9 protein-coding genes are annotated in these 10,160 nt (G+C 73.4%); 6 read left to right on the top strand and 3 right to left on the bottom strand.

Translation table 11 applies throughout. The features are described 5' to 3' along the window. Both GTW08_RS10160 and GTW08_RS10155 read left to right on the top strand, forming a co-directional pair. Positions 1-1,792: VanW family protein (locus tag GTW08_RS10160; protein WP_202416909.1), on the top strand; the 1,792-nt coding region annotated here is incomplete at its 5' end. A 95-nt stretch (positions 1,793-1,887) separates the two neighbouring features. Next, positions 1,888-2,313, top strand: a complete 426-nt coding sequence (locus tag GTW08_RS10155; RefSeq protein WP_073576089.1) for a CBS domain-containing protein — start codon at positions 1,888-1,890, stop codon at positions 2,311-2,313. 67 nt (positions 2,314-2,380) lie between these two features. Here GTW08_RS10155 and GTW08_RS10150 read toward each other — a convergent pair whose 3' ends face one another. Further along, positions 2,381-4,219, bottom strand: a complete 1,839-nt coding sequence (locus GTW08_RS10150; RefSeq protein ID WP_073576088.1) for an acyl-CoA dehydrogenase — start codon at positions 4,217-4,219, stop codon at positions 2,381-2,383. A gap of 207 nt (positions 4,220-4,426) precedes the next feature. Between GTW08_RS10150 and GTW08_RS10145 the strand changes: the two genes are divergently transcribed. Together GTW08_RS10145 and GTW08_RS10140 are read left to right on the top strand one after the other, a co-directional pair. Continuing rightward, entirely contained in the window at positions 4,427-5,653 is a 1,227-nt protein-coding gene (locus tag GTW08_RS10145; protein ID WP_139282846.1) for an N-acetylmuramoyl-L-alanine amidase, read from the top strand. A 62-nt stretch (positions 5,654-5,715) separates the two neighbouring features. Further along, entirely contained in the window at positions 5,716-6,903 is a 1,188-nt protein-coding gene (locus tag GTW08_RS10140; protein WP_073576086.1) for a class I SAM-dependent methyltransferase, read from the top strand. On the opposite strand, the gene GTW08_RS31745 is transcribed toward GTW08_RS10140, so the two are convergent. Continuing rightward, positions 6,834-7,469: a TetR/AcrR family transcriptional regulator gene (locus GTW08_RS31745; RefSeq protein ID WP_073576085.1), complete on the bottom strand. Its 636-nt coding sequence runs from the start codon at positions 7,467-7,469 to the stop codon at positions 6,834-6,836. The genes GTW08_RS10140 and GTW08_RS31745 overlap by 70 nt on opposite strands. A 117-nt stretch (positions 7,470-7,586) precedes the next feature. Between GTW08_RS31745 and GTW08_RS10130 the strand changes: the two genes are divergently transcribed. Continuing rightward, positions 7,587-9,236 carry a GMC oxidoreductase gene (locus GTW08_RS10130; RefSeq protein ID WP_073576084.1) on the top strand — a complete coding sequence of 550 codons (1,650 nt, stop codon included), beginning with the start codon at positions 7,587-7,589 and terminating at the stop codon, positions 9,234-9,236. Here the strand turns inward: GTW08_RS10130 and GTW08_RS10125 are convergent. After that, complete coding sequence (locus GTW08_RS10125) at positions 9,229-9,861, bottom strand: IspD/TarI family cytidylyltransferase (RefSeq protein ID WP_202416901.1); 633 nt, start codon at positions 9,859-9,861, stop codon at positions 9,229-9,231. The genes GTW08_RS10130 and GTW08_RS10125 overlap by 8 nt on opposite strands. 106 nt (positions 9,862-9,967) lie before the next feature. Between GTW08_RS10125 and GTW08_RS10120 the strand changes: the two genes are divergently transcribed. Further along, positions 9,968-10,160: AAA family ATPase (locus GTW08_RS10120; RefSeq protein WP_161151817.1), on the top strand; the 193-nt coding region annotated here is incomplete at its 3' end.

The raw sequence follows: 10,160 nt of genomic DNA, 5'->3' as shown, positions 1-10,160 counted from the left end.
TGCGTTCGGCGCCGCGGGAGCGACCGGTCCGGATGGGCCGGGAGGCCCCGGTGGGCCCGGCGGCCCCGGTGGTGGGGACGGCGACGGGCACGGCGACGGCGAGGGCGGTGACGGCCCGCAGCGCAAGCGCCCGGTCGGACTGATCGTCGCGGCCGCCGCGCTCGGTGTGCTCGTCCTCGGCTACGTCGGCGACCTCGCGCTGAGCTCCGGCAGCGTGCCGCGCGGCGTCGTCGTCGCCGGTCAGCAGATCGGCGGCATGTCGCGCGCCCAGGCCACCGAGACGCTGCAGGCCGCGATCGAGCCCCGCTCCTCCGCGCCGGTGCCGGTCCAGGCCGGTGAGGTCAGCTCCGAGATCGACCCGAAGGCCGCGGGCCTGCAGGTCGACTACGCGCGCACTCTCGACGAGGCGGGCGAGCAGCCGCTGAACCCGATCACCCGGATCTCCTCGTTCTTCACCACCCGCGAGGTCGGGGTGGTCAACTCCGCCGACGACCGCGCCGTGCGCACCGCGCTGGAGCAGATGGCCCCGCTGGTCATGAAGGAGCCCAAGGAGGGCTCGGTCGAGTGGCAGGGAGTCACCCCGACCCCGGTCGCGCCGGAGCTCGGCCAGCAGCTCGACGTCGACGCGGCCGTCGGCGTCGTCGAGGAGCAGTGGGCCTCCGGCGAGCCGGTGCAGCTCCCGCTGATCGTCGAGCAGGCCGTCACGACCCCGGCCGACGTGCAGAAGGCCATCGACGAGGTCGCCAAGCCCGCCGTCGCCGGCCCGCTGACGATCACCGGTGAGGGTGCGAACGCGACCATCACCCCGGAGGACATCACGACCGCGCTCCGCTTCACCGCGGACCCGGAGGGGCCCGTGAAGCTGAAGCCGGTGATCGCGAACAAGACCCTCGAGGACATCGCGCAGCCGCAGCTGGCGAGCACCGAGAAGCCCGGCATCGACGCCCAGCTCGACTTCGCCGCGACGCCGCCGCGGGTCGTCCCGTCGCAGGACGGGCGCGGCATCGACTACGACGCCACCTTCGCGAACGTGCTGCCCATCCTCACCGGCCAGGGCGAGCGCACGGTCGCGGCGGTCTACGCGAACAAGCCGGCCGAGATCACCACGGCCGACCTGGAGTCGCTGGGCAACGCCACCGAGATCTCGACGTTCACCACCGGCGGGTTCGCCGCCGACTCGGGGCAGAACATCAAGCGCGCCGCCGAGGCCATCAACGGCCAGATCGTGCAGCCCGGCGAGACGTTCAGCCTCAACGGCGTCAGCAACCCCCGCAACGCCGCCAACGGCTACGTCGAGGCCGGCATCATCGAGGACGGCCACCCGGCGCGCGGCGTCGGCGGCGGTGTCTCCCAGCTCGCGACGACGCTGTACAACGCGTCGTACTTCGCCGGCATGACCGACATCGAGCACAAGGAGCACAGCTACTACATCAGCCGCTACCCGGTGGCCCGCGAGGCGACGGTCTTCAACGACCTCATCGACGTCAAGTTCCGCAACGACGGCCCGACCCCGGTGCTGATCCGCACGGCGTGGACGCCCAGCAACGTCACCGTCTCGTTCATCGGGCAGAAGATGTACGAGGTCACCTCGGCGACCGGGCCGCGGACGAACCCGACCCAGCCGCAGGTCGTCAACATCCCGGCCGGCCAGCCGTGCAGCGCCAGCAAGGGCTCTCCCGGCTTCACCGCGACCGACACCCGGACCATGCGCAATGTGCAGACCGGGGAGACGACCAGCAAGACGCGGACGGTCAAGTACAACCCTCAGCCGATCGTGCAGTGCGGCGGCTGATCCGGTGATCGTCCCCGTCAGGGGATGACGAGAGCCAGGTCACATTCGTACCCTGATCCCTCCAGCCGTCGGACAGCGAGGGATCGGGGTACCCCATGCGCATCGCGGACGTTCTGAGGAGCAAGGGCAGCGCGGTCAGCACCGTGGCGCCGGAGGACTCGATGGGCGAGGTGCTGCGCGCGATCGCCGAGCGGAACCTCGGCGCACTGCCCGTCGTCGACGGGGACCGGCTGGTCGGCATCGTCTCCGAGCGGGACGTGGTGCGCCGGCTGCACAGCCACGGCGCCGCGCTGCTCGACGCGCGGGTGGCCGAGGTGATGACCACCGAGGTGGTCACCTGCTCGCCCGACGACGGCGTCGGCGACCTCGCCCGGATCATGACCGACCGCCGGGTGCGGCACCTGCCGGTGATCGTCGACGGGGCGCTGGCCGGGATCGTGTCCATCGGCGACCTGGTCAAGGCCCGGATGGACATGCTGGAGCAGGAACGCGAACAGCTGGAGAGCTACATCGCGCAGTAGGGGCACGACGAGGAAGGGCCCCGGGCGGGGAGTCCGCGCCCGGGGCCCTTCGTCATCGCCGACCGGATCAGAACGAGGCCTCGTCGAGCTCCATGAGTTCGTTGTCGGCGTTCGCGATGATCGCCTTGTCCGAGGTCAGGCGGGGCAGCACGGACTTCGCGAAGAAGGTCGCGACGCCGACCTTGCCCTCGTAGAAGGCCCGGTCCTTCGCGGAGACGCCGTCGGTGCCCAGTGCGGCGAGCGCGACGGTGGCCTGGCGCAGCAGCAGCCAGCCGACGAGCAGGTCGCCGACCGCCATCAACAGCCGCACGGTGTGCTGGCCGACCTTGTACAGCTCGGTGACGTCCTTGGTGGAGCCGTACAGGTAGCCGGTCAGCGTGCCGAGCATCCCCTGCACGTCGGTCAGCGCGGTGCGCAGGAGCTCGCGCTCCTCCTTGAGCCGGCCGTTGCCCGCGTCGGAGTCGATGAACGCCTGGACCTCGCCCGCGACGTGCGCGAGCGCCTGGCCGTTGTCCCGGACGATCTTGCGGAACAGGAAGTCCTGGGACTGGATCGCGGTGGTGCCCTCGTAGAGGGAGTCGATCTTGGCGTCCCGGATGTACTGCTCGATCGGGTAGTCCTGCAGGAAGCCCGACCCGCCCAGGGTCTGCAGCGACTGCACGAGCTGCTCGGTGGCGCGCTCGGAGCCGACGCCCTTGACGATCGGCAGGAGCAGGTCGTTGACCTTCTCCGCGAGCTCGGTGCTGATCCCGCTGCCCTCGTCGCCGAGGCGCACCCTGTCCTGGAAGGTCGCGGTGTAGATGTAGACGGCGCGCATGCCCTCGGCGTACGCCTTCTGCAGCATCAGGCTGCGGCGGACGTCCGGGTGGTGGGTGATCGTGACCCGCGGCGCGGTCTTGTCGGTCATCTTCGTCAGGTCCGCGCCCTGGACGCGCTCCTTGGCGAACTCGAGCGCGTTCAGGTAGCCGGTCGACAGGGTGCCGATGGCCTTGGTGCCGACCATCATCCGGGCGTACTCGATGACCTGGAACATCTGGGCGATGCCGTCGTGCACGTCGCCGAGCAGCCAGCCGACGGCCGGGGTGCCGTGCGCCCCGAAGGTCAGCTCGCAGGTCGTGGAGGCCTTGAGGCCCATCTTGTGCTCGACGTTGGTCACGAAGGCGCCGTTGCGCTCGCCCGGCTCGCCGGTCCCGCTGTCGAAGTGGAACTTCGGCACCAGGAACAGCGACAGGCCCTTGGTGCCCGGCTTCCCGCCCTCGGGGCGGGCCAGCACCAGGTGCATGATGTTCTCGGTGAAGTCCTGCTCGGCCGAGGTGATGAAGCGCTTCACACCCTCGATGTGCCAGGTGCCGTCGTCCTGCTGGATCGCCTTGGTGCGGCCGGCGCCGACGTCGGAGCCCGCGTCCGGCTCGGTCAGCACCATGGTGGCGCCCCAGCCGCGGTCGATCATCAGCTGGGCCCAGCGCTTCTGCTCCTCGTTGCCGTTCTTGTAGAGGATCGAGGCGAAGTTCGGGCCGGCCATGTACATGAAGATGGCCGGGTTGGAGCCGCACATCAGCTCGGCGGCGGCCCACTGCACGGACGGCGGGATGCCCATGCCGCCCAGCTCGTTCGGCAGGCCGAGGCGCCACCACTCGCCGTCCCAGAGGACCTTGTAGGCGTCCTTGAGCTCCTGCGGGGTGGTGACCGTGTGGTCCTCGGGGTGGAAGACCGGCGGGTTGCGGTCGATCGTGGCGTAGTGCTCGGCGAGCGGGCCGGTGCAGACGGTCGACAGCTCCGACAGCACGCCCTTGGCGGTGTCGACGTCGACGTCCTCGAAGGGTCCCGTCCCGAGGTGGTCCTGTACCTCGAACACCTCGAAGAGGTTGAACTCGAGGTCGCGCACGTTGCTCTTGTAGTGGCCCATCCGTCCTTCACCGCCGTTCGTGCCAGGGCCGATCGACTTACCGGCCGGTAACTGACTCCAGAGTATTACCGACCGGTAACAAGAGCAAGGTGCAGCTGCGTCGTCAGGGACCGCCCACCCGTGTGACGCGCTCGACCGGCGCGCCCGCGCCGTCCTTTTCCCGTGAACCGAGAGAATGCGGAGTCGCACGGGACGGATGTGGCGTGTGTGACGGAGGCGGTGCCGGCGGTGCCGCCGAAGGGGGCAGCAGCGATGGGCGAGCCGGGACAGAGCTGGAGCCGCCGCGGGCTGCTGGTCGGGGGTGCGGTCGCCGGCGCGGGCCTGGTCCTGCCCGGCCGGGCGTTCGCCGGACCGCCGCCGACCACCGACCCCGCTCCGCCCGCCACGGGTCCGGTGCCCGGTCCGTCGGCCGTCCCGGGGCCGGACGGCATGCCCGGCCCGGCCGGTGCCGGTCCGCTGGCCGAGGGCGTGCCGGTCCCCTACATCGCGCGCTGCTTCGAGTGGGGCGCGCGCAAGCCGAAGTTCCCGCCGAAGGTCTGGGACCGGCGCCCGATCCGGATCCTGGTGCACCACACGGCCGGGGCGAACACGAACGACTACAGCGTCGGCGCCGCGCACCGGATGGCCAGGGCGATCCAGAACTACCACATGGACCGCAACGGCTGGCTCGACTCGGGGCAGCACTTCACGATCTCGCGCGGCGGGCACGTGATGGAGGGCAGGCTCTGGAGCCTCGGCGAGCTCAACGGGGGCCGCCGCGTCGTCGAGGGGGCGCACTCGCCCGGTCAGAACGTCATCGCGATCGGCATCGAGAACGAGGGCACCTACATGGGGGTCGACCCGACCCCGGCGCTGTGGAACTCGCTGCGCGTCACCTGCGCCTACATCTGCCTGCGCTACGGCATCGCCCCGACCGAGCTCTACGGCCACCGCGACTACCGCAACACCCTCTGCCCGGGTGACCGTCTCTACGCCGCGCTGCCCCGGCTGCGCCGCGAGGTGGCGGGGCTGCTGGGCAGGCGGCTCTCGCGCACCGAGTCGACCAAGGCGAGCTGGCCGCTGCTGCGCACCGGCGATCGCGGCCCGATGGTCGAGGCGGCCCAGTACCTGCTGCGCGACGCCGGGTCGCTGACCGGTAAGCCCGACGGCCGGTTCGACGACCGCACCGCGGCCGCGGTGAGCGAGTTCCAGCGCGCGCACCGCGCCGACGACGTCAACGGCCTGCTCGGCGGGGAGACCTGGCCGGAGCTGGCCCGCACGGTGCGCGCGGGCACCGAGGACGACGCCGCCCGTGCCGTCGAGGTGCTCGCGGCGGCACGACGGGTGGAGAGCGTGCCCGACGTCGTCGACCACCCGCAGTGGCAGAAGCTGCTCGGGACCTCCGGCAGCGCCGTCCCGGACGCGCAGGACCCGCAGGGCGTGCTGAACCGCTGAGGGCCCGGTCCCGGGCGGAGCGTGCGCACGGACGGGTGACGGCCTGCCGCTAGTCTCGCCCGGTGCTGAACCGCTGCCCCGCGTGCGACGCGCCCGCGAGCGACCCGTTCTTCTCCGCGACCGGGCTGCCGGTGCACGGCACCGCGGTGCTTCCCGACCCGGTCTCGGCGCGTTCCGTGGCCACCGGTGACCAGGTGCTCGTGCTGTGCGAGCGCTGCGGGCTGGTGTTCAACCGCGACTTCGACCCGGGGCTGCTCGACTACACCGGCGACCACGAGGAGTCCCAGCACCACTCCCCCCGCTTCGCCGCCTACGCCGCGGAGGTCACCGCGGACTGGGTGGCGCGGTTCGGGCTGGCCGGGCGGCACGTCGTCGAGGTGGGGTGCGGGTCCGGTGACTTCGCCGCCGAGCTGCTCGGCGCCGGCGTCGGCCGGGTGACCGGGATCGACCCGCACTTCGTGCCGCAGCGGGTCCGCCCGGAGCTGGCGGACCGGCTCACCGCCGTCCCCGCGGAGTTCGCGCGTGACCAGGTCGAGCCGGACACCGCCGCCCTGGTCTGCCGGCACACCCTGGAGCACATCCCCGACCTCGCCGTCTTCGGCGCGGAGCTGTACGCCGGGCTGCGTCGCGGCGGCGGCCGGGCGCTGCTCGCCGAGGTGCCCGACCTGGGCCGGATCCTCGACGAGGGCGCCTTCTGGGACCTGCAGTACGAGCACTGCTCCTACTTCACCCCGGCGACCATGCGGACGTTCCTGACCGGGGTCGGCTTCTCCGACCCGCAGGTGCGGCTGACCTACGCCGACCAGTACGTCGTCGCCGAGGCGGGGCCGGACGGGACGCCGGGCGCGCCCGAGCTGGAGCCGCACCTGCGCGAGGCGCTGCGCAGCGCCTGCCGGGACTTCGCGACCCGGGTGTCGGACCAGGTCGGACGGTGGCGGGAGTGGCTCGGCGGCCGGGCCGCGACCGGCGACGAGGTGGTCGTCTGGGGTGGCGGGGCGAAGGGGCTGACCTTCCTCAACGTCGTCGAGGGCGGGGCGGAGGGGACCGGCGCGGTCGGCGCGGTCGTCGACATCAACCCCGGCCTGCAGGGGCGCTTCATGGGCGGGCTCGGTCTGCCGATCCGCGCCCCGAAGGACCTGCTGGACTCGCCCCCGCGGTCGGTGCTGCTGATGAACCCGGTCTACACCGGCGAGGTGCGCGCCACGCTCGACGAGCTGGGGCTCGGGTCGACGGAGCTGCTCGCGGTCTGACCGGCCGGGGCCGGCCGCAGCGCGCGGACGGCCCGGACGAGCTCCGCGCGGGCCGCGGCGGCGTCGTCGATGCCGGTACCGGTCAGCACCAGCGTGCCCGCGAGCAGCAGCCGGGCGGTGCGGCGCGCCTCGCCGGTGAGGTCGTCGCCGCAGACCCGGTCGAACCGCTCCTGGAAGTCGGCGACGACCGAGTCCCGGATCCGGCGCGCGTCCGGGTCGTGGCCGAGGAACACCGACCGCAGCGCGGTGTCGAGGTCGCCGCCGCCGTCGAGGGCGGCGACCAGACCGTCGACGTAGCCGGCGAGGCGCTCCTCGACCGGCAGGTCCGCGGCGGGCTCGGCGCCCGGTGCGCTGCGCAGGTGGGCGAGGAACACCGCGGCGAGCAGGTGCTCCTTCGAGGCGAACACCTTGTACGCGGTGGCCGCGGACAGCCCCGCCCGGCGCGCGACCCGGCGCACGGTCAACGTCGCGGCGCCGCTGTCGGCGAGCTCCTCGGCCCCGGCCGTGAGCAGCCGGTCCCGGGTCGCCGGCGCGACCTCGCTCCGCCGGGAGAATGCTCCGTCCACCGGGCCCAGCCTAGCCGTCGACCGCCCCGGTCCCGGGGCGCCGGGCGGTGCCGCTACCGTGATCGACTACGGGTGGACAGGTGTCCAGTCGGGTGTCTTTCCGAGAGGAGCTCCCCGATGCGCTCGATCAGCCGCAGGTCGGTCCTGCTGGGTGCTGCCGGCGTCGCCGGGCTGGGGGTCCTCGGCGCGGGCACCGCGGTCGCCGCCGCGCCCTCCCGGGTGCGCGTGACCCGGGAGGAGCGTCGGGTGGTCGTCGTCGGCTCCGGGTTCGGCGGCGGCGTCACGGCGCTGCGCCTGGCCGAGGCCGGTGTGGACGTGCTCGTCCTCGAACGCGGACGGCGGTGGGTCACCGGGCCGGACGCCGAGACCTTCCCCCGGGTGACGACGAACCCCGACCGCAGGCTGTTCTGGCTCGACACGGTCGCCGACCCCCTGGACGGACCGCCGAACCCGCTGTCGGTGCTGCTGGGGCGCCCCACCGCGAGCACCCCGGGCGCCGTGCCGCTGTCCCCCGGCCGGTACACCGGGCTGCTGGAGCGTGTCGGCGGCAACGGGATGGACGCGTTCTGCGCGGCCGGCGTCGGCGGGGGCTCGCTGCTCTACCAGGGGATGACGCTCCAGCCCTCGGCCGAGGTGTTCGCCGCGACGATGCCCCGCGAGCTGGAGTACGAGGTGCTCGCCCGCGAGCACTACCCGCGGGTCGCCCGGATGCTCCGCCTGGCCACCGCCCCGGACGAGCTGATCGACTCGCCGACGTACCGCGCCCCGCGGGTCTTCCGCGACCGGGCGGAGGCCGCCGGCTACGAGGTCGAGAAGATCCCGATGCCGATCGACTGGGACTACGCGCTGGCCGAGCTGCGCGGCGAGATGACGCCCGCCTACACGAACGGCGACGCCGCGTTCGGCGTGAACAACGGCGGCAAGCACACCGTCGACGTCACCTACCTCGCCGCCGCCGAGGCGACCGGGCGGGTCACGGTCGCCCCGTTGCACCAGGTCACCGACGTCGTCCGCGCGGCCGACGGGCGCTGGGAGACGCACGTCGACCGGATCGACGAGACCGGCACCGTGCTCGAGAAGAAGATCATCACTACCCCGGCGCTGGTGCTCGCGGCGGGCACCCAGAACACCAACCGGCTGCTGCTGCGGGCCCGCGCGCACGACACGGTCCCGGACCTGCCCGACGCGCTCGGCGAGAACTGGGGCACCAACGGCGACCGGATCTGCACCTGGAACTCCCTGGTCGAGGACTTCGGTGCGACCCAGGGCGGCCCGGTGGTGTTCGGGACGAAGGACTGGGCGGACCCGGCCACGGCCAACACCGTCATCCAGGCGTCGCTGCCGCCGCTGCCGCTCGGCCTCGGCCGCACCACGACGATGCTCGTCGGCTACGGCGTCAGCGCCGGCCGCGGCCGGATGGGCTGGGACCCGGTCCGGCAGGAGGGCGTCGTCGACTGGCCGCTCGACGGCGACGCCACCCTGACCGCGCGCATCCACGAGCGGATGGGGCGCATCACCGGGGTGCGGGGCACCTTCCTCGACACCACCTACGCGGTGCCGACCACCTGGCACCCGCTGGGCGGGGCCTGCATCGGCACGGTCTGCGACGTGGCGGGCCGGGTGCGGGGCCAGCGCGGCCTCTACGTGCTCGACGGGTCGCTGATGCCCGGTACGACGGCCGCCTGCAACCCGTCGATGACGATCGCCGCCGTCGTCGAACGGGCCACCGACGACCTGGTCGCCCAGGACGTCGGCACGCTCATCTGACCAGGAGCCGGACGACGGCCAGGTCCTCCAGGGTTGCGACGTGCAGGTTCGCCGGGTCCCCCGGCACCGTCACCACGCGGTGGCCGAGCGCGGCGAGCATCCCGGAGTTCTCCACCGGCCGGGGCGCGTCGGCGTGCGCGGCACGCAGCACGTCCGCGCGGAACGCCTGCGGCGACTGCGTGACCACCGCGTCCTGCTTGGGGAGGGTGTCGACGACGACGCCGTCGCGCACCCGCTGCACCACCTCGAGCAGCGGGACCACCGGCACCGCCCCGTCGGCGCCCGCCCGCACGGCCTCGACCACCTCGGTGAAGATCCGGTCGGCGGCGAGCGGGTGCGCCGGGTCGGCGAGGACCAGGACCCCCGCCTCGGCGGGCACGACGGCCAGCCCGGCCCGCAGGGACTCCGACTGGTGGTCCCCGCCGACGGCGAGCGCGTCGACGGGCTCGCCGTCCCAGCCCACCCCGGACGGCAGCACCAGCGCGACCCGGTCACAGGTGCGCCGGGCGGCGGCGACGGTGTGGTCGACCAGCCGGGACCCGGCCAGCTCGTCGAGCTGCTTCAGCCGGCCGTAACGGAGCCCCCGGCCGCCCGCCAGCACGATCGCCCACACGTGGTCACGCACTCCGGTGATCCTGCCGGGTCCGGCGGGGGAACCGGACACCGCACCCGATAGCCTCGGCCGTCCCCGATCGGGCGACCCGATCGGGCGACGGGAGGGGCGGACGAGGATGGCGGCACCGACGACGTCCCCCACGCCCGCCGCGTCGACCGGCCCGCTCGCCGGGGCCCCCGCCGCGGTCGCGCTGGTCCGGGCCGTCGCCGAGGAGCCGGACGCACCGCGCCTGGTGGCCGTCACCGGCCCCGCCGGTGCGGGCAAGTCGACCGTGCTGCGCGAGCTGGTCCGGGTGTGGACCGAGGCCG

It is taken from the genome of Pseudonocardia sp. SID8383 (assembly GCF_009864975.1).
In the GTDB taxonomy this organism is placed as follows: Bacteria; Actinomycetota; Actinomycetes; order Mycobacteriales; family Pseudonocardiaceae; genus Pseudonocardia; species Pseudonocardia alni.
This window is presented reverse-complemented; position numbering and strand designations above follow the sequence as displayed.

Bases quoted from the DNA above. Each gene is read 5' to 3' on its own strand.
- GTW08_RS10150 (WP_073576088.1), bottom strand. From the start codon at position 4,219: ATGGGCCACTACAAGAGCAACGTGCGCGACCTCGAGTTCAACCTCTTC.
- GTW08_RS10155 (WP_073576089.1), top strand. From the start codon at position 1,888: ATGCGCATCGCGGACGTTCTGAGGAGCAAGGGCAGCGCGGTCAGCACC.
- GTW08_RS10130 (WP_073576084.1), top strand. From the start codon at position 7,587: ATGCGCTCGATCAGCCGCAGGTCGGTCCTGCTGGGTGCTGCCGGCGTC.